The 18,785-nt window shown below is 63.6% G+C and carries 19 protein-coding genes and 1 pseudogene; all 20 read left to right on the forward strand.

All coding sequences use genetic code 11. The features are described 5' to 3' along the window. The first annotated feature begins 186 nt into the window (after positions 1 to 186). Positions 187 to 960, forward strand: coding sequence for a 2,3-dehydroadipyl-CoA hydratase PaaF (paaF, locus tag BGP85_RS12190; RefSeq protein ID WP_103447385.1), 774 nt, complete (start codon positions 187 to 189; stop codon positions 958 to 960). A 38-nt stretch (positions 961 to 998) separates the two neighbouring features. Further along, positions 999 to 1,790, forward strand: coding sequence for a 2-(1,2-epoxy-1,2-dihydrophenyl)acetyl-CoA isomerase PaaG (gene paaG / locus BGP85_RS12195; RefSeq protein ID WP_103447386.1), 792 nt, complete (start codon positions 999 to 1,001; stop codon positions 1,788 to 1,790). A 2-nt stretch (positions 1,791 to 1,792) separates the two neighbouring features. After that, positions 1,793 to 3,310 (forward strand): 3-hydroxyacyl-CoA dehydrogenase PaaH, encoded by a 1,518-nt coding sequence (gene paaH / locus BGP85_RS12200; protein ID WP_103447387.1) that lies wholly within the window; start codon positions 1,793 to 1,795, stop codon positions 3,308 to 3,310. After that, positions 3,303 to 3,758: a hydroxyphenylacetyl-CoA thioesterase PaaI gene (gene paaI / locus BGP85_RS12205; protein WP_103447388.1), complete on the forward strand. Its 456-nt coding sequence runs from the start codon at positions 3,303 to 3,305 to the stop codon at positions 3,756 to 3,758. Before paaH ends, paaI begins: the two co-directional genes overlap by 8 nt. Then, on the forward strand, positions 3,751 to 4,971 hold the full coding sequence (gene pcaF / locus BGP85_RS12210; protein ID WP_103447389.1) for a 3-oxoadipyl-CoA thiolase: 1,221 nt from the start codon (positions 3,751 to 3,753) through the stop codon (positions 4,969 to 4,971). The genes paaI and pcaF overlap by 8 nt, the downstream gene beginning before the upstream one ends. Positions 4,972 to 5,085: 114 nt before the next feature. Further along, positions 5,086 to 6,405: a phenylacetate--CoA ligase PaaK gene (gene paaK, locus BGP85_RS12215; protein WP_103447390.1), complete on the forward strand. Its 1,320-nt coding sequence runs from the start codon at positions 5,086 to 5,088 to the stop codon at positions 6,403 to 6,405. Positions 6,406 to 6,837: 432 nt separating this feature from the next. Next, positions 6,838 to 7,827, forward strand: a complete 990-nt coding sequence (gene paaA, locus BGP85_RS12220; RefSeq protein WP_103447391.1) for a 1,2-phenylacetyl-CoA epoxidase subunit PaaA — start codon at positions 6,838 to 6,840, stop codon at positions 7,825 to 7,827. Between the two features lie 25 nt (positions 7,828 to 7,852). Beyond that, positions 7,853 to 8,134: a 1,2-phenylacetyl-CoA epoxidase subunit PaaB gene (gene paaB, locus BGP85_RS12225; RefSeq protein ID WP_004374528.1), complete on the forward strand. Its 282-nt coding sequence runs from the start codon at positions 7,853 to 7,855 to the stop codon at positions 8,132 to 8,134. An 8-nt stretch (positions 8,135 to 8,142) separates the two neighbouring features. Then, a complete protein-coding gene (gene paaC / locus BGP85_RS12230; RefSeq protein ID WP_103447392.1) occupies positions 8,143 to 8,901 on the forward strand; it encodes a 1,2-phenylacetyl-CoA epoxidase subunit PaaC in 759 nt (252 codons plus the stop codon). After that, positions 8,888 to 9,421, forward strand: a complete 534-nt coding sequence (paaD, locus tag BGP85_RS12235; RefSeq protein WP_103447393.1) for a 1,2-phenylacetyl-CoA epoxidase subunit PaaD — start codon at positions 8,888 to 8,890, stop codon at positions 9,419 to 9,421. Before paaC ends, paaD begins: the two co-directional genes overlap by 14 nt. Positions 9,422 to 9,436: 15 nt before the next feature. After that, positions 9,437 to 10,513, forward strand: a complete 1,077-nt coding sequence (paaE, locus tag BGP85_RS12240) for a 1,2-phenylacetyl-CoA epoxidase subunit PaaE (protein WP_103447394.1) — start codon at positions 9,437 to 9,439, stop codon at positions 10,511 to 10,513. Between the two features lie 144 nt (positions 10,514 to 10,657). Next, positions 10,658 to 10,966, forward strand: coding sequence for a DUF485 domain-containing protein (locus BGP85_RS12245; RefSeq protein WP_103447395.1), 309 nt, complete (start codon positions 10,658 to 10,660; stop codon positions 10,964 to 10,966). After that, a pseudogene (locus BGP85_RS12250) lies at positions 10,957 to 11,547 on the forward strand (sodium:solute symporter family transporter); the annotation flags it as partial. The gene BGP85_RS12245 and the pseudogene BGP85_RS12250, both read left to right, overlap by 10 nt. A 165-nt stretch (positions 11,548 to 11,712) precedes the next feature. Further along, positions 11,713 to 12,393 (forward strand): cupin domain-containing protein, encoded by a 681-nt coding sequence (locus BGP85_RS12255; RefSeq protein ID WP_004574802.1) that lies wholly within the window; start codon positions 11,713 to 11,715, stop codon positions 12,391 to 12,393. Further along, positions 12,390 to 12,974 carry a TetR/AcrR family transcriptional regulator gene (locus BGP85_RS12260; protein WP_004574803.1) on the forward strand — a complete coding sequence of 195 codons (585 nt, stop codon included), beginning with the start codon at positions 12,390 to 12,392 and terminating at the stop codon, positions 12,972 to 12,974. The genes BGP85_RS12255 and BGP85_RS12260 overlap by 4 nt, the downstream gene beginning before the upstream one ends. A gap of 59 nt (positions 12,975 to 13,033) precedes the next feature. Continuing rightward, positions 13,034 to 13,810: an SDR family NAD(P)-dependent oxidoreductase gene (locus BGP85_RS12265; RefSeq protein WP_004574804.1), complete on the forward strand. Its 777-nt coding sequence runs from the start codon at positions 13,034 to 13,036 to the stop codon at positions 13,808 to 13,810. 14 nt (positions 13,811 to 13,824) lie between these two features. Beyond that, complete coding sequence (locus tag BGP85_RS12270) at positions 13,825 to 14,391, forward strand: OsmC family protein (protein ID WP_004574805.1); 567 nt, start codon at positions 13,825 to 13,827, stop codon at positions 14,389 to 14,391. 285 nt (positions 14,392 to 14,676) lie between these two features. Then, entirely contained in the window at positions 14,677 to 15,237 is a 561-nt protein-coding gene (locus tag BGP85_RS12275; RefSeq protein ID WP_010921730.1) for a recombinase family protein, read from the forward strand. 3 nt (positions 15,238 to 15,240) lie between these two features. Beyond that, entirely contained in the window at positions 15,241 to 18,207 is a 2,967-nt protein-coding gene (locus BGP85_RS12280) for a Tn3-like element TnAs1 family transposase (protein ID WP_010921731.1), read from the forward strand. 117 nt (positions 18,208 to 18,324) lie between these two features. After that, complete coding sequence (locus BGP85_RS12285; protein WP_232881379.1) at positions 18,325 to 18,780, forward strand: 2Fe-2S iron-sulfur cluster-binding protein; 456 nt, start codon at positions 18,325 to 18,327, stop codon at positions 18,778 to 18,780. Positions 18,781 to 18,785 lie beyond the last annotated feature (5 nt).

Here is an 18,785-nt window from a genome sequence, read left to right on the forward strand (position 1 = left end):
CTCAGCCATGGCGTCATAGCAGTCAACATAAGACGAGATACACAAAAATACAATTACTATTGCGTTGATGTATCGCATGGTGCTTATACTGATTGCACCTGGGCAGGCTCCCGTGCCACCCCTGCAAACAATTCCAATAAATGCCGGCCTCCCGAAGTGCCGTGCGAGCAGCCTGAGGACCCCGACATGCCTCGTTTCATCGATGTGCAGGCCCCTGAACAGGGCGTTCGCCTGCTCACCCTGCAGCGCCCGGAAGCGCTCAACGCCCTGTGCACCGAATTGCTGGAGGAGCTGGCCAGCGCCCTCGCCGACGCAGAGGCCGACCCCGCTGCCCGTGCCGTGGTCATCACCGGCAGCCGCAAGGCCTTTGCCGCTGGCGCCGACATCCGCGAGATGGCCGAGCGCGACCTGGTCGGCATCCTCAATGATCCCCGTGTCGCCCACTGGCAACGCATCGCGGCGTTTTCCAAACCCTTGATCGCCGCGGTAAACGGCTACGCCCTCGGCGGTGGCTGCGAGCTTGTGATGTGCGCCGACATCGTGATTGCCGGCGAAGACGCCCGTTTCGGTCAGCCCGAGATCAACCTCGGCATCATGCCGGGCGCGGGTGGCACCCAACGCCTGTTGCGGGCCGTGGGCAAGCCACTGGCCATGCAGATGGTCCTGACCGGTGAGGCCATCACTGCCCGCCATGCCTTGCAGGCCGGCCTGATCAGCGAAATCACCCAACCCGAACTGGCCGTCGAGCGTGCGCTGCAGGTTGCCCGCAGCATCGCCGCCAAGGCACCGCTGGCCGTACGCCTGGCCAAGGAAGCACTGCTCAAGGCTGGCGACACCGACCTGGCCAGCGGCCTGCGCTTCGAGCGCCATGCCTTCACCGTGCTGGCCGGCACCACCGACCGTGACGAAGGCATCCTCGCCTTCCAGGAAAAACGCCCGGCGCAGTTCAAAGGCTGCTGAGCCGCCCACTTCCCATCGACTGATCGAGCGAGTCCGTCATGACTTTCGAGCACATTGTGTTTTCCATCGAGGACGGCGTGGCCTTCCTCGCGCTGAACCGCCCCGAGCAGCTGAACAGCTTCAACACGCAGATGCACCTGGAAGTGCGCGAAGCCCTCAAGCAGGTCCGCCAGAGCAGCGAGGCCCGGGTATTGCTGCTGACCGGTGAAGGCCGAGGCTTCTGCGCCGGCCAGGACCTGTCCGATCGCAACGTGGCGCCCGGCGCGCAAATGCCGGACCTGGGCGAGTCCATCGACAAATTCTACAACCCGCTGGTGCGCACCCTGCGCGACCTGCCGCTGCCGGTCATCTGCGCCGTCAATGGCGTGGCCGCCGGTGCCGGCGCCAACATTCCGCTGGCCTGCGACCTGGTGCTGGCCGCCCGCTCAGCCAGCTTCATCCAGGCGTTCTGCAAGATCGGCCTGGTGCCGGACTCTGGCGGTACCTGGCTGTTGCCACGGCTGGTTGGCATGGCGCGGGCCAAGGCGCTGGCCATGCTTGGTGAGCGCCTGAGCGCAGAGCAGGCCGAGCGCTGGGGCTTGATCCACCGTGTCGTAGACGATGCCGAGCTGCGTGACGAAGCCCTTGCCCTCGCTCGCCACCTGGCCAGCCAGCCGACTTACGGCCTGGCCCTGATCAAACGCAGCCTCAACGCCAGCTTCGACAATGGTTTCGACCAGCAGCTGGAGCTTGAGCGCGACCTGCAACGGCTGGCAGGGCGCAGCGAGGATTACCGCGAAGGCGTGAGCGCCTTCATGAGCAAGCGCACGCCTGCATTCAAGGGCCGCTGACCATGAGCGCACTGAACAGCAAAGCCCTGGTGGCGGTTATCGGCGCAGGCGCCATGGGGGCTGGTATTGCCCAGGTCGCGGCCCAGGCCGGCCACCCGGTAAAGCTCTATGACAACCGTCCTGGCGCCGCGGCCCAGGCAGTCGCCGGTATCGACCGCCAGCTCGGGCGCCTGGTGGAAAAAGGCAAACTGCAGCCAGAAGCACGTGAAACCATCAGCGCACGCCTGCAGCCGGTCGAGGCGATCGAAACCCTGACCGACGCCCGCCTGGTGATCGAGGCCATCATCGAGAACCTGCAGGTAAAACAGCAGTTGCTGCAGCAACTGGAAGGCCTGTGCGCCGAGGACTGCATCCTCGCCAGCAATACCTCGTCGCTGTCGATCACCAGCCTCGCGGCCGGCCTGCAGCGGCCGCAACAGGTGGTCGGCATGCACTTCTTCAATCCGGCGCCGTTGATGGCGCTGGTGGAGATCGTGTCCGGCCTGGCAACCGCGCCTGCTATCGCCAGCACGCTCTATGACACCGCCAAAGCCTGGGGCAAGAAGCCCGTGCACACGCGTTCCACCCCCGGTTTCATCGTCAACCGCGTGGCCCGGCCGTTCTATGCCGAAAGCCTGCGCCTGCTGCAGGAAGGCGCTGCCGACTGCGCGACGCTGGATGCTCTGCTACGTGATGCCGGCGGCTTTCGCATGGGTGCGTTCGAACTGACCGACCTGATCGGCCACGACGTCAACTACGCTGTTACCTGCTCGGTATTCGATGCCTTTTATGGCGACTTCCGCTTCCAGCCCTCGCTGGTGCAGAAAGAGTTGGTGGATGCCGGGCGCCTGGGGCGCAAGAGCGGCCAAGGTTTCTACAGCTATGCCGAGGGCGCCGAACGCCCGCCGGCTGCGCAACTGCGCAGCCAGGCCAGCGCCGAATGCTGCGTGGTCGAGGGCAACCTGGGCGCCCTGCAGCCGCTGGTTGCGCGCTTGCGTGACAGCGGCCTGGCCATCACCGAGCGGGCCGGCAACGGCCTGCTGCGTGTCGGTGATGCCACCCTGGCCCTGTCCGACGGCCGCCTGGCCAGTCAGCGTGCCCGTGAAGAGGGCCTGCGCAACCTGGTGCTGGTCGACCTTGCGCTGGATTACCAGGCCGCCACACGCATTGCCATCAGCTGGTCGGCCGACACCACGGCCGAGGCGCGCGAGCAGGCAGTGGCGCTGTTACAACACGCCGGCCTGCAAGTGACCGGCATCGCCGACCTGCCTGGCCTGGTGGTGCTGCGCACGGTTGTCATGCTCGCCAACGAAGCAGCCGATGCGGTGCTGCAGGGCGTCGGCAGCGCCGCAGACATCGACCTGGCCATGTGTGCCGGGGTCAATTACCCCCGTGGCCCGTTGGCCTGGGCCGAGCAGCTTGGCGTCGGTTACACCTTGCGCGTGCTGGAAAACCTGCAGGCCAGCTACGGCGAAAGCCGCTACCGGCCTTCCCTGCTGCTGCGCCGCAGCGCCGAACAAGGAGCGAACCTGCATGACTGACCTGCAGCGTAATCCCACTGAGCTGGCCCAAGCCTGTGCCGACGCCCTGTATTCCCGCGATCAGGCCACACAAGGCCTGGGCATCACCTTGCTCGACATAGGCCCCGGCCGGGCGCGCCTGAGCATGACTGTGCGCGCCGACATGCTGCAGGGCCATGGCACCTGCCATGGCGGCTTCCTGTTCGCCCTGGCCGACTCGGCCTTCGCCTTTGCCTGCAACAGCCAGGACAAGGCCACGGTCGCCCAGGGCTGCAGTATCGACTACATCGCCGCAGCGCTGCCGGGCGACCTGCTCGTCGCTTCGGCCATCGAACTCAGCCGTAAAGGCCGTACCGGCGTGTATGACGTGCGCATCGAAAACCAGCGCGGCGAGCTGATCGCCCTGTTCCGCGGCAAATCCTACCAAGTGCGCGGCACCGTGCTCGCGCAGGAGACCCCAGATGATTGAAGCCAAGCCCCTCGATGCCCTGATCATCGATGCCGTGCGCACCCCCATCGGCCGTTACGGCGGCGCATTGAGCAGCGTCCGTGCCGACGACCTGGCTGCTGTGCCGATCAAGGCCCTGATCGCACGCCACCCGGAGCTGGACTGGCAGGCCATCGACGATGTGATCCTCGGCTGCGCCAACCAGGCCGGTGAAGACAACCGCAACGTTGCGCGCATGGCCGGCCTGCTGGCTGGGCTGCCGATCAGCGTGCCGGGCACCACCATCAACCGTCTGTGCGGCTCGGGCCTGGACGCCATCGGCAATGCCGCCCGCGCCCTGCGCTGTGGCGAGGCCGGGCTGATGCTGGCCGGTGGCGTCGAGTCGATGTCGCGCGCGCCGTTCGTCATAGGTAAGTCGGAGCAAGCGTTCGGCCGCAGCGCCGAGCTGTTCGACACCACCATCGGCTGGCGTTTCGTCAATAAACTGATGAAGGCCGAGTACGGCATCGACTCGATGCCTGAAACCGCAGAGAACGTCGCTGAGCAGTTTGGCATCTCCCGTGCCGACCAAGACGCCTTTGCCTTGCGCAGCCAGCACAAGGCGGCAGCCGCCCAGGCCAATGGCCGCCTGGCTCAGGAGATCGTGCCGGTCGAGATCGCCCAGCGCAAAGCCCCGGCCATCCGTGTCGAGCAGGACGAGCACCCGCGTGCCGATACTACCCTGGAACAGCTGGCGAAGCTGGGCACGCCGTTTCGCCAGGGCGGCAGCGTCACGGCCGGCAACGCTTCCGGCGTCAATGACGGCGCCTGCGCCCTGCTGCTGGCCAGCAGCGCGGCTGCCCACCGCCACGGCCTCAAGGCCCGAGGGCGTATCGTCGGCATGGCCGTTGCCGGCGTCGAGCCACGCATCATGGGCATCGGCCCGGTACCGGCAACCTGCAAGGTGCTGGAGCTGACCGGCCTGGCGCTGGCCGACATGGACGTCATCGAGCTCAACGAAGCCTTCGCCGCCCAAGGCCTCGCCGTGCTGCGTGAACTGGGCCTGGCCGACGACGACCCGCGGGTCAACCCCAATGGCGGCGCCATCGCCCTGGGCCACCCGCTGGGCATGAGCGGTGCGCGGCTGGTCACCACGGCCTTGCACCAGCTTGAACATACCAGCGGCCGCTATGCCCTGTGCACCATGTGCATCGGCGTTGGCCAAGGCATTGCCATGGTCATCGAGCGTCTCTGACCAAAGGCTTGTTACCGAACGCGACGCCGCCCATATATGCTGCGTCCATGACACTCACGATAAGCCGCTTGCCCTGGCAAGCGGCCGACGTACAAGAACAATTCGAGTGAAGCCATGAACATGTACCATGATGCCGATCGTGCCCTGCTGGACCCGATGGAAACCGCCAGTATCGACGCCCTGCGCCAGCACCAGCTGGAACGGCTGCGCTGGAGCCTGAAGCACGCCTATGACAAGGTGCCGCTGTACCGCAAGCGCTTCGACGAGTCCGGCGCCCACCCGGATGACCTGAAATCCCTCGACGACCTGGCGAAGTTCCCCTTCACCGGCAAGAACGACCTGCGCGACAACTACCCCTACGGCATGTTTGCCGTGCCCCAGGAAGAGGTAGTGCGCCTGCACGCCTCCAGCGGCACCACCGGCAAGCCGACCGTGGTCGGTTACACCCAGAACGACATCGACACCTGGGCCAACGTGGTTGCCCGCTCAATCCGCGCCGCAGGCGGGCGCAAGGGCGACAAGGTGCATGTGTCCTACGGCTATGGGCTGTTCACCGGCGGCCTGGGTGCCCACTACGGCGCCGAGCGCCTGGGCTGCACGGTGATCCCCATGTCCGGCGGACAGACCGAGAAGCAGGTGCAGCTGATCCGCGACTTCCAGCCCGACATCATAATGGTCACGCCGTCCTACATGCTCAACCTCGCCGACGAGATCGAGCGCCAGGGCATCGCCCCCCATGACCTGAAGCTGCGCCTGGGCATCTTTGGCGCCGAGCCGTGGACCGACGAGCTGCGGCGCTCCATCGAACAGCGCCTGGGTATCGATGCTCTGGACATTTATGGCCTGTCGGAAATCATGGGCCCGGGCGTGGCCATGGAGTGCATCGAGACCAAGGATGGCCCGACCATCTGGGAAGACCACTTCTACCCCGAGATCATCGACCCGGTGACCGGCGCGGTGCTGCCGGACGGTCAACTGGGTGAGCTGGTGTTCACCTCGCTGAGCAAGGAGGCGCTGCCGATGGTGCGCTACCGCACCCGCGACCTCACCCGTCTGCTGCCAGGCACGGCGCGACCGATGCGGCGCATTGGCAAGATCACCGGGCGCAGTGACGACATGCTGATCATTCGCGGGGTGAACGTGTTCCCGACGCAGATCGAGGAACAGGTGCTTAAAATAAAACAGCTTTCAGAGCTTTATGAGATTCATCTGTATCGCAATGGTAACCTGGACAGCGTCGAGGTGCATGTGGAGTTGCGTGCGGAATGCAAGCACCTCGATGAGTCGCAGCGCAAGCTGGTGGTCGGGGAGTTGAGCAAGCAGATCAAGACCTACATCGGCATCAGTACCCAAGTACTGCTGCAGCCTTGCGGCACGCTCAAGCGTTCCGAAGGCAAGGCTTGCCATGTGTTCGACAAACGGTTGGCCAGCTGAGTCATCGGCTGCCTTTTCGGCCCCGGCATTGTCCGGGGTTTTTTTTGCCTGTACGCCTTGAGTTTTGTGGCGCCTATGAGATCGAGCGCCGCCCGCGCGGCGCTTCGCGGGGCAAGCCCGCTCCTACATTTGTTTCGGGCCAATATCTCCTGCATCCATTGGCACGCGGCCCCTTGTTCGTACGACGCGATATCGAGCCATGCACCAAGGGGTACGCGCGCCAATGGCACAGGCTTTACTGGCCCGAAACAAATGTAGGAGCGGGCTTGCCCCGCGAAGCGCCGCGCGGGCGGCGCTCGATCTCCCAGGCGCTGAAAATCCCCCGTCGAACCCTCAAAGCGATACACAAATCTTATTTGATACACATAAAACTGTTTGACGTTATGTTTTGTATCGCTTACAAATGACTCATGCCTTAGCAGGAGTCGGAACATGTACGCACAGCTAGTGGAAACCGGAGTCAAGCGCGTCAAGTCGCTGGATGAGATGTCGCCCGAAGAGCGCAACTTCCAGGAAAAGATCGACGCCGAAATCAAGATCGAAGCCAAGAACTGGATGCCCGAGGCCTACCGCCAGACCCTGATCCGGCAGATCTCCCAGCACGCCCACTCGGAAATCGTCGGCATGCTGCCTGAAGGCAACTGGGTCACCCGTGCCCCCAGCCTCAAGCGCAAGCTGCAACTGATGGCCAAGATCCAGGACGAAGCCGGCCACGGCCTGTACCTGTACAGCGCCATGGAAACCCTCGGCGCCGACCGCGACGAGGAAGTCGCCAAGCTGCACAGCGGCAAGGCCAAGTATTCGAGCATCTTCAACTACCCGACCCTGAGCTGGGCCGACATGGGCGCCGTGGGCTGGCTGGTCGATGGCGCTGCCATCGTCAACCAGGTGGTGCTGCAGCGCACCTCCTACGGCCCCTACTCCCGCGCCATGATCCGCATCTGCAAGGAAGAGAGCTTTCACCAGCGCCAGGGCTACGAACTGCTGCTGACCATGATGCGCGAGGGTACCCAGGCGCAGAAGGACATGGTCCAGGACGCCATCAACCGCCTCTGGTGGCCGGCGCTGATGATGTTCGGCCCGAGCGACGAGCACTCCCCCAACAGCGCCCAGTCGATGGCCTGGAAGATCAAGCGCCAGACCAACGACGAGCTGCGCCAGCGTTTCATCGACCAGACCGTGCCCCAGCTCGAGCTGCTCGGCTGCACCGCTCCCGACCCGGACCTGAAGTGGAACGCCGAGCGCGGCCACTACGACTTCGGCGAAATCCAGTGGGATGAGTTCTACGAAGTCATCAAGGGCAACGGCCCGTGCAATCAGGAACGCGTCGCCACCCGGCGCAAGGCCATCGAGGATGGCGCCTGGGTACGCGAAGCGGCCGTGGCCTATGCACGCAAGCAACAGAACAAGAACGCCGCCTGAGCGGCGATTGATGCGGAGATCGAAAATGTCTGTCTGGACCCTCTACGAAGTGTTCGTGCGCAGCAAGCACGGCCTTAACCACAAGCATGTCGGCAGCGTGCATGCCGCCGACGCCGCCATGGCCATCGAGAACGCCCGCGAGCTGTACACCCGCCGCAGCGAAGGCGTGAGCCTGTGGGTGGTGCCGTCGGCACTGATCACCGCCTCCTCGCCCGACGAGAAAGACCCGCTGTTCGCCCCTTCGGACGACAAGGTCTATCGCCATGCCAGCTTCTACGAACTGCCCGACGAAGTCGGGCACATGTGAGGTTGGCCATGCACAAGCACGATCTGATCCCGTATTTGCTGCTGCTTGGCGACAGTGCCCTGATCCAGGGCCAGCGCCTGTGCGAATGGTGCGGCCATGCGCCGGCACTGGAAGAAGAACTGGCGTTGATGAACGTCGGCCTTGACCTGGTGGGCCAGGCGCGCAACTGGCTGGAGTACGCCGCCGAGCTGCTGGATGACGGCCGCGACGCCGATGTCCTGGCGTTCCGCCGCGACGAGCGCGCATTCCGCAACCTGCTGCTGGTCGAGCAACCCAATGGCGACTTCGCCGTGACCATGACCAAGCAGTTCCTTTACGACGCCTGGCACCAAGCCGTGCTGCAGGGCCTGGTCGAGTCGAGCGACGAACGTATCGCCGGCATTGCCGCCAAGGCCTTGAAAGAGGTCACCTATCACCTGCGCCGCTCCGCCGAATGGGTGCAGCGCCTGGGTGGCGGCACCGATGAAAGCCGCCGCCGCATGCTGGAAGCGATCCCTGCCGTGTGGCGCTTCACCGTCGAGCTCAGCGCCGGCAGCGACAACGAGGTGCAACTGGCACAGGCCGGCATTGCCGCCGCCCCCGCAGCGGTTGGTGCGGCCTGGCTGAAACAGGTGAGCGCGACTTTCGAATCGGTCGAGCTGCCACTGCCCAAGGCTGCCAGCCACTTCTACCTGAACGGTCGCCAGGGCCTGCACACCGAACACCTGGGCCTGCTTTTGGCCGAGATGCAGTTCCTGCCAAGGGCCTACCCCGATGCAACCTGGTGAGCTGATTGCCGGCGACCGTGGCGCCCGTGCGCCGCGCGGCGACGACCTGGCGCGGGCCTGGGAGGTACTGGGCCAGGTGATGGACCCGGAAGTGCCCGTGGTCAGTGTGGTCGACCTGGGGATTGTGCGCGACCTCGACTGGCGTGCCGGGCACTTGCACCTTGTGGTCACGCCGACCTACTCCGGCTGCCCGGCCACCGAGGTGATCGAAAGTGATATTCGCCAGGCGCTGGAACAGGCCGGGTTCGCCGCGCCAGACCTGGAGCGCAGGCTGACCCCGGCCTGGAGCACCGACTGGATCAGCGAACTGGGCCGTGAACGCCTGCGTGCCTATGGCATCGCCCCGCCGCACGGCAGCGCCAGCAAGCGCAGCCTGCTCGGCGTGGCCCCCGAGGTGTGTTGCCCGCAATGCGGCAGCCACCACACCGAATTGCTCAGCCAGTTCGGCTCCACGGCCTGCAAGGCGCTGTACCGCTGCCGTGAGTGCCTGGAGCCGTTCGACTATTTCAAATGCATTTGAGCCGTGGAGACCACCATGAGCCAGTTTCACAGCCTGACCATCAAGCAAGTGCGCAACGAAACCCGTGATGCGGTGTCGATCGCCTTCGACGTACCGGCGCACCTGCAAGCGGCCTTCCGCTTCACCCAGGGCCAGTACCTGGTGATGCGCACCCAGCTGGACAACGAAGAAGTCCGCCGCTCCTATTCCATCTGCAGCGCCGTGCAGGACGGCGAGCTGCGGGTAGCGGTCAAGCGCGTGCCCGGCGGGCGCTTCTCGGCCTTTGCCAACGAAGTGCTCAAGGCCGGCCAGCAGCTGGAAGTGATGCCGCCCTCTGGCAGCTTCTTCGTGCCGCTGGACCCGGCGCGCCAGGGCAACTACCTAGGCGTTGCCGCTGGCAGTGGCATCACACCGATTTTGTCGATCATCGCCACCACCCTGGCCAGCGAGCCACACAGCAGCTTCACCCTGCTGTACGGCAACCGCTCCAGTTCCGGGGCGCTGTTTCGCGACCAGCTCGAAGACCTGAAAAACCGTTACCTCGAACGCCTAAACCTGATTTTCGTGTTCAGCCGTGAGCAGCAGGATGTCGACCTGTACAACGGCCGCATCGACGCCGACAAATGCGGCCAGCTGTTCTCGCGCTGGATGGACGTGCCCAGCCTCGATGCCGCGTTCATCTGCGGCCCGCAGGCGATGACCGAGACCGTGCGCGACAGCCTGCAGGCCAACGGTCTGGCCAAGGAGCGTATCCACTTCGAGCTGTTCGCCGCTGCCGGCAACGAAACCCGCCGTGAAGCCCGCGTGACCGCCCACCAGGTGGACTCGGCGCTCAGCCATATCACCGTGATCAGCGATGGCCGGGCACTGAGCTTCGACCTGCCGCGCAATAGCCAGAACGTGCTGGATGCCGGCAACGCCATCGGCGCCGAACTGCCCTACTCGTGCAAGGCCGGCGTGTGCTCGACCTGCAAGTGCCGGGTGATCGAGGGCGAAGTGGAGATGGACAGCAACCATGCCCTGGAGGACTACGAAGTGGCGGCCGGCTATGTGCTGTCGTGCCAGACCTACCCGGTGAGCGACAAGGTGGTGCTCGACTTCGACCAGCTCTGACACCGCGTCGCCTTCATCGCGGATCAATCCGCTCATACAGGCACAGCTGCGCCCTGTAGGAGCAGATTTATCCGCGAGAGGCCATCAGCAACACCCCAAAGTGACCTGATTACAACAATTACAAAACAAAAGAGATCGCTTGCCATGACCCCGGAACACATCGAAAGCATCAGCAACCACCCCGATTTCCAGCACCTGGTCCGGCGCAAACGCCGCCTCAACGGCAGCCTGACCCTTGCCATGCTGGTGATCTACTACGGCTTCGTCCTGCTGGTGGCGTTCTCCCCCAGCACCCTCGGCCAGTCCCTGAGCGGCGGCGTGACCACCGTCGGCATGCTGGTCGGCGTGCTGATGGTACTGCTGCCCTTCGCCCTCACCGGCATCTACGTGCACCGTGCCAACAACGTGCTTGACCCGCTCAACGACAGGCTCAAGCAGGAGTGCGCGCAATGAACTGGACTGCCATTTCGATGTTCATGGTGTTCGTCTGCTTCACCTTGCTGGTGACCCGCTGGGCAGCCCTGCGCACCCGTTCGGCCAGTGACTTCTACACCGCTGGCGGCGACCTGACCGGCATGCAGAACGGCCTGGCGATTGCCGGGGACATGATCAGCGCGGCGTCGTTCCTCGGCATTTCCGCGATGATGTTCATGAACGGCTACGACGGCCTGCTGTATGCCTTGGGCGTACTGGCCGGCTGGCCGATCATCCTGTTCCTGATCGCCGAGCGCCTGCGCAACCTGGGCAAGTACACCTTCGCCGACGTGGTTTCGTACCGCCTGGCACAGACCCCGGTGCGCCTCAGTTCGGCCTTCGGCACCCTGGTGGTGGCACTGATGTACCTAGTGGCGCAGATGGTCGGCGCCGGCAAGCTGATCGAGCTGCTGTTCGGCATCAGCTACCTGTATGCGGTGATGCTGGTCGGCGTGCTGATGGTCGCCTATGTCACCTTCGGCGGCATGCTCGCCACCACCTGGGTGCAGATCATCAAGGCGGTGATGCTGCTGTCCGGCACCAGTTTCATGGCCTTCATGGGGGACGATAGAGAATTCGGAAAAAATCGTACGCTAAGCTTCGCGAGTTCTTGTAACCAATTCATTGTTTTTTCAATGGATGAAAGAAAATGGCGAAAGCTATTTGACAAACAAATCGGGATCTTATAACTTACCTACCAAGTAGTCGGTAGATGAAATAAAGCCATGAAACTCAATTCAGATCTTTCGCAGCGTGTTGTCGTCGAGCCTTCAAGCTTACAGTGGGTCGATTCGCCAGCGACCGGGATTCAACGCCAGTTACTGGAGCGTGATGGCGACGAAGTGGCGCGTGCCACCTCGATCGTGCGATACGCGCCGGGCTCCGCTTTTGAAAATCATAAGCACGACTTGGGCGAGGAGATTCTGGTCCTGGACGGCGAATTCAGCGACGAATCCGGGACCTTCGGGCCTGGGACTTACATCAAGAATCCACCAGGTTCTTCGCATGCACCGAGCTCCGCGACGGGTTGCACGTTGTTCGTCAAGCTGCGCCATCTTGATCTAGCCGACAGCCAACGCACCGTGGTCGACACCCGTAACGGCCCCTGGTTTCCAGGCCTCGTGCCGGGTCTGTCGGTGATGCCACTTTCTGAGTTCGACACACAACATACGGCTTTGGTGCGCTGGGCCCCGGGGACACGATTCAATTCGCATCGTCACTACGGCGGTGAAGAAATCTATGTGTTGGAAGGCGTCTTTGAGGATGAGTTCGGAAGCTACCCTACCGGCACATGGATGCGCAGTCCGCATTTGAGTGCTCACCGTCCCTTCAGCAATACAGGCTGCACCATCCTGGTCAAGACAGGCCACCTGCCAGTCGCCGAATCAAATGAGGCGCTTGCATGAAGCATTTCTCCGAAATCTCGCCGACCGCCGAGCGGGTGGTCGATGCCGCTGAAGGGTTGGTACAGCAGCACGGCTACAACGGCTTCTCATACGACGACGTGGCCCAGTTGGTAGGCATCAAAAAACCAAGTATCCACCACCACTTTCCCAAGAAGGGTGAACTCGTGGCCGTGGTCGCACAGCGCTACACGCACCGGTTTCGTGAGGAGTTGCTGAGCATCGAAGGGCAGCATGCGAAAGCGCCTGACAGGCTAACTGCGTATGCGGCACTTTTCGAACGCACCTTCGCCAAGGACCGGCGCCTTTGTGTCTGCGGCATGTTGGGTGCCGAGTCGGACTCGCTGCCGGACGCCGTTGTGAGCGAGGTCGAGCGATTCTTTAAAGTCAATCTCGACTGGTTGACTCTTGTCGTTGCCGATGGTCAGCGTGCCGCGCTGATCACCTCGAATTCCACCCCAGAGGCTCTCGCAGAGGCATTCTTGTGCGCGTTGGAAGGCTCGATGATGGTGGGCCGTGGCATGCGGTCGTCACGCGGACCGGCCGAAGTTGGAAACACTTTTCTTTCCACCGTGTTGACCTGAGGTCGGCACTTTTTTTGCAACACAACCCTACCATTTAGTTGGTAGTTAAGGAGATTATTATGAGTACTGAATTTAATGGCAAGAAGTTGTTGGTCATCGGCGGCACTAGCGGGATGGGACTGCAAACTGCCCGCATGGTTCTTGAGCAAGGCGGAAGCGTCGTCATCGTCGGTCACCGTGAAGACAAGGCCGAAGAGGCCCGCAAGGCGCTGTCGTCGTTGGGCACCGTGACCGCCCTGACTGCCGATCTCTCGCGAGCCGAAGATGTGAAGCGACTCCTGCATACCATCGATGAACACCACAAGGACATCAATCTTCTGGTCAACGCGGCTGGGGTGTTCTTCCCGAAGGCGTTTCTTGAGCACACGGAAAGTGATTACGAACAATATTTGACGTTGAATAAAGCGTTCTTCTTCATCACACAAAAAGTCGTGGCCAATCTCGTGGCCAGCGAGCGTCCCGGCGCCATTGTGAACATCGGCTCGATGTGGGGCAAGCAGGCGATTGCGGCTACGCCGTCGTCCGCGTATTCGATGGCAAAAGCAGGTTTGCATTCGCTGACCCAGCACCTTGCGATGGAGCTGGCATCCAAACAAATCAGGGTCAATGCCGTTTCTCCGGCGGTTGTCGAAACGCCGATTTACGAGGGATTCATACCCAAGGCCGAGGTTCATGGCGCCTTACAGGGATTCAACAGCTTCCACCCAATCGGCAGGGTTGGGACGCCACAAGACGTCGCCGAGGTCATCCTCTTCCTGTTGTCGGACAAGGCAGCATGGGTGACGGGCGCAATCTGGGACGTTGACGGCGGCGTGATGGCCGGGCGTAACACATAATGGGGGAACGAGAAATGAACACAAACATTAAAGGAACTCCCGGCAACGGGATCAACGTCGGCGCATTGCGTGAGTTTGCAGATCAGGTCGCAGCAAAGCCCGCCGCAGGCATCGCGACGTTCGGCGTCGTGACAACCTGGGAGGGTGGCACCCGGACGCGTGCGCGAACCATGCCGCTCGTACTAGGTGACACGGCCTTGGCGCGCGGCTTTGTCATCGACGCGGACGAACCGGCAGAATTGCTCGGTACCGACACGGCCGCTAATCCACAAGAATTGATCCTGGCTGCGTTGAACGCATGCATGACTGCAACCTACGCGGCAAATGCGGCGGCAATGAACATCGAGTTGCAATCGCTGACTATCCGCACGAAGGGAAGCCTCGATCTGAGAGGTTTTCTTGGAATCGATCCTGGGATCAATCCAGGGTACGACCAGGTCGAGTATGAGGTCGAAATGGAGTCGTCGGCGGATTCGGCGGCGCTGAAAGCATTGCACGCGCAGGTGCAGCGAACATCGCCGAATTACCACAACTTCGCGAGAGCCATTGATCTCAAGGCCAAGCTGACCATTCTCCAATGATCGAGTCAGTGTTTCCCGTGGTTGGCTGACGGGAGGCCAAACCAGATGCGCTATGACGGAAGGTTCAACCTTCCGTCATCACGTTCTCTGGAATACGCAGTGTCAATTTGAGGTATACCCTAACTGGATGTCAGGCAGGGCCGCGCCGCTTAGTCAGAATAGAGTCATCTTTCGCATTTTTGACACATGCCTGCGAAGGTCATAGATTTCAGCCTGACAGAAACGGGGTTTGAGGCACAACGGAACAGAAGGAGCACTTAAGCCGCCTTCAACCAAGGAGACATCGTGCAGGGGCACCGCATCGGCTACGTCCGGGTCAGCAGCTTCGACCAGAACCCGGAACGCCAGCTGGAACAGACACAGGTGAGCAAGGTGTTCACCGACAAGGCATCGGGCAAGGACACCCAGCGCCCCCAGCTCGAAGCGCTGCTGAGCTTCGTCCGCGAAGGCGATACAGTGGTGGTGCACAGCATGGACCGGCTGGCCCGCAACCTCGATGACCTGCGTCGCTTGGTACAGAAGCTGACTCAACGCGGCGTGCGCATCGAGTTCCTGAAGGAGGGCCTGGTGTTCACTGGCGAGGACTCGCCGATGGCCAACCTGATGCTGTCGGTGATGGGGGCCTTCGCTGAGTTCGAGCGCGCCCTGATCCGCGAGCGGCAGCGTGAGGGCATCACCTTGGCCAAGCAGCGTGGCGCGTACCGGGGCCGCAAGAAAGCCCTGTCCGATGAGCAGGCTGCTACCCTGCGGCAGCGAGCGACGGCCGGCGAGCCCAAGGCGCAGCTTGCCCGCGAGTTCAACATCAGCCGGGAAACCCTCTACCAGTACCTCCGCACGGACGACTGACACATGCCGCGTCGCTTGATCCTCTCGGCCACGGAGCGGGGCACCCTGCTCGCGTTGCCAGAAAGCCAGGATGACCTGATCCGCTACTACACCTTCAACGACTCCGACCTGTCGCTGATCCGTCAGCGGCGCGGCGACGCCAACCGCCTCGGCTTCGCCGTGCAACTCTGCCTGCTGCGCTACCCCGGCTATGCGTTGGGCACTGACAGCGAGCTGCCCGAACCGGTCATCCTGTGGGTGGCCAAGCAAGTCCAGACCGATCCGGCGAGTTGGACGAAGTACGGCGAGCGCGATGTGACCCGTCGCGAGCACGCCCAGGAACTGCGCACCTACCTTCAACTGGCCCCGTTCGGCCTGTCCGACTTCCGCGCCCTGGTGCGCGAGCTGACCGAACTGGCCCAGCAGACCGACAAGGGCTTGCTGCTGGCCGGCCAGGCGCTGGAGAGCCTGCGGCAGAAGCGACGCATCCTGCCGGCGTTGAGCGTGATCGACCGGGCTTGCTCGGAGGCCATTGCACGGGCCAATCGGCGGGTCTACCGCGCCCTGGTTGAACCGCTCACGGACTCGCATCGGGCCAAGCTGGACGAGCTGTTGAAGCTCAAGGCCGGCAGCAGCATCACCTGGTTGACCTGGCTGCGCCAGGCACCGCTGAAACCCAACTCTCGGCACATGCTTGAGCACATCGAGCGGCTGAAGACATTTCAGCTGGTGGACTTGCCCGAAGTCCTGGGCCGGCACATCCACCAGAACCGCCTGCTCAAGCTGGCCCGCGAGGGTGGGCAGATGACGCCCAAAGACCTCGGCAAGTTCGAGCCGCAGCGGCGCTATGCGACCCTGGCCGCCGTGGTGCTGGAGAGCACTGCAACCGTGATTGATGAGCTGGTGGATCTGCACGACCGCATCCTAGTCAAGCTGTTCAGCGGCGCGAAGCACAAGCATCAGCAGCAGTTCCAGAAGCAGGGCAAGGCGATCAACGACAAGGTGCGCCTGTACTCCAAGATCGGCCAGGCGCTGCTGGAGGCCAAGGAAGCCGGCAGCGACCCCTATGCCGCCATCGAGGCGGTGATCCCCTGGGACGAGTTCACCGAGAGCGTCAGCGAAGCCGAGCTGCTGGCCCGGCCGGAGGGCTTCGACCACCTGCACCTGGTCGGCGAGAACTTCGCCACCCTGCGCCGCTACACGCCGGCTCTGCTGGAGGTATTGGAGCTGCGCGCCGCCCCGGCCGCGCAGGGCGTGCTGGCAGCCGTGCAGACGCTGCGCGAGATGAACGCCGACAACCTGCGCAAGGTGCCGGCCGATGCTCCCACCGCCTTCATCAAGCCGCGCTGGAAGCCACTGGTGATCACCCCGGAAGGCCTCGACCGGCGCTTCTACGAAATCTGCGCCCTGTCCGAGCTGAAGAACGCCCTGCGCTCCGGCGACATCTGGGTCAAGGGCTCGCGGCAGTTCCGCGACTTCGACGACTACCTGTTGCCGGCCGAGAAGTTCGCCGCGCTCAAGCGGGAACAGGCCCTGCCGCTGGCGATCAACCCGAACAGCGACCAGTATCTGGAAGAGCGCTTGCAGCTGCTGGACGAGCAGTTGGCCACTGTCGCCCGCCTGGCCAAGGACAACGAGCTGCCCGATGCCATCCTCACCGAGTCCGGGTTGAAGATCACCCCGCTGGATGCGGCGGTGCCGGATCGGGCGCAGGCGCTGATCGACCAGACCAGTCAGTTACTGCCGCGCATCAAGATCACCGAACTGCTGATGGACGTGGACGACTGGACGGGCTTCAGCCGCCACTTCACCCACCTGAAGGACGGGGCCGAGGCCAAAGACCGGACGTTGCTGCTGTCCGCGATCCTCGGTGATGCGATCAACCTCGGGCTGACCAAGATGGCCGAGTCGAGCCCCGGTCTGACCTACGCCAAGCTGTCCTGGCTGCAAGCCTGGCACATCCGCGACGAGACCTATTCGGCGGCCCTGGCCGAGCTGGTCAACCACCAGTACCAGCATGCCTTCGCCGCCCACTGGGGCGACGGCACCACCTCATCCTCCGATGGCCAGCGTTTCCGGGCTGGCGGCCGGGGCGAGAGCACCGGACACGTCAACCCGAAGTACGGCAGTGAGCCGGGACGGCTGTTCTACACCCATATCTCCGACCAGTACGCGCCGTTCAGCACCCGCGTGGTGAATGTCGGCGTGCGCGATTCCACCTATGTGCTCGACGGCCTGCTGTACCACGAGTCCGACCTGCGGATCGAGGAGCACTACACCGACACGGCCGGCTTCACCGATCACGTCTTCGCCCTGATGCACCTGCTGGGCTTCCGTTTCGCGCCGCGCATCCGCGACCTCGGCGAAACCAAGCTGTACGTGCCGCAGGGCGTGCAGACCTACCCGACGCTGCGGCCGCTGATCGGCGGCACCCTGAACATCAAGCACGTCCGCGCCCATTGGGACGACATCCTGCGCCTGGCCAGCTCGATCAAACAGGGCACCGTCACTGCCTCGCTGATGCTGCGCAAGCTCGGCAGCTATCCGCGCCAGAACGGCCTGGCCGTGGCCCTGCGCGAGCTGGGCCGGATCGAACGCACGCTGTTCATCCTAGACTGGCTGCAAAGTGTTGAGCTGCGCCGCCGCGTGCATGCCGGCCTGAACAAAGGTGAGGCGCGCAACTCGCTGGCCAGGGCGGTGTTCTTCAACCGCCTTGGGGAAATCAGGGATCGGAGCTTCGAGCAGCAGCGCTACCGGGCCAGCGGCCTCAACCTGGTGACGGCGGCTATCGTGCTGTGGAACACGGTGTACCTGGAGCGCGCCACCCAGGGGTTGGTCGAGGCCGGCAAGCCGGTGGACGGCGAGCTGCTGCAATTCCTGTCGCCGCTGGGCTGGGAGCACATCAACCTCACCGGCGATTACGTCTGGCGGCAGAGCCGCAGACTGGAAGACGGGAAGTTTCGGCCCCTACGGATGCCCGGAAAACCTTAGCGTACGATTTTTTCCGAATTCTGCGAGCCCCCCATCTTTGCCGAGGAGCTGGCCGAGTGGTCTGCGCGTTACCCCGATCGCCTGCAGCTGCGCATCTGGCTCGATGCCGAGCAGGGTGTGCCGAGCGGCCCGGCGATTGCCACGAAGATCGCTGACTGGTCAGCCGCCGACGCCTTCATCTGCGGGCCGCAACCGTTCATGGATGCCGCGGGTGCCGCGCTGGGCGAGCGGGGTGTGGATGCGGCGCGTATCCATCTGGAACGCTTTGCCGCCGCAGCGCCGACGGCCGCACCGGGCGGGCGCCGCAGCCGCCTGCGGGTCGCGCTCGACGGTCGCCGTCACGAGCTGGACGTGCCGCGCGGCGAGGTGCTGCTGGAGGCCATGGAACAGGCTGGCCTGCAACCGCCGAGCGCGTGCCGCTCGGGTGTCTGCGCCGCCTGCAAGTGCCGGGTGGTGGAGGGCAGCGTGAGCATGCGCAGCAACCAGGTGCTGAGCGAAAGCGAGGTGCGTCAGGGCTGGGCGCTGGCCTGCCAAGCCGAACCGCGCAGCGCCGAACTGCAAGTCGAATACTGACGTGT

Source organism: Pseudomonas putida (assembly GCF_002906855.1).
Classification (GTDB): Bacteria; Pseudomonadota; Gammaproteobacteria; order Pseudomonadales; family Pseudomonadaceae; genus Aquipseudomonas; species Aquipseudomonas putida_N.